This window comes from Burkholderia sp. 22313 (genome assembly GCF_052045245.1).
Lineage (GTDB): Bacteria > Pseudomonadota > Gammaproteobacteria > Burkholderiales > Burkholderiaceae > Burkholderia.
On sequence record NZ_JBQEON010000095.1, the window covers coordinates 1 to 514 of the forward strand.

Below are 514 nucleotides of genomic sequence, written 5' to 3' on the forward strand. Positions count from 1 at the left end.
GATCAACGCGCTGGTCGGCGCCGGCTTCGGCGCGGCCGGCCAGCGCTGCATGGCGACGTCGGTCGCGGTGCTGGTGGGCAAGGCGCGCGACTGGCTGCCGGACATCGTCGCGAAGGCGAAGACGCTGAAGGTCAACGCGGGCTCGGAAGCGGGCACCGACGTCGGGCCGGTCGTCTCGCGCGGCGCGAAGGCGCGCGTGCTGTCGCTGATCGACGCGGGCATCAAGGAAGGCGCGAAGCTCGAACTCGATGGCCGCGACGTGAAGGTCGCCGGTTTCGAGGACGGCAACTTCGTCGGGCCGACGATCTTCTCGGGCGTGACGACCGACATGACGGTCTACACGCATGAAATCTTCGGGCCGGTGCTGGTCGTGATGGAAGTCGACACGCTCGACGAAGCGATCGCGCTCGTCAACGCGAACCCGATGGGCAACGGCGTGGGCATCTTCACGCAGAGCGGCGCGGCCGCGCGCAAGTTCCAGAGCGAGATCGACGTCGGCCAGGTCGGCATCAAC

Annotated in this window: 1 protein-coding gene; it reads left to right on the top strand. The window is 68.5% G+C overall.

The window, feature by feature from the left end:
• Positions 1 to 514: aldehyde dehydrogenase family protein (locus ACTJKF_RS31435; RefSeq protein ID WP_440629021.1), on the top strand; the 514-nt coding region annotated here is incomplete at both ends.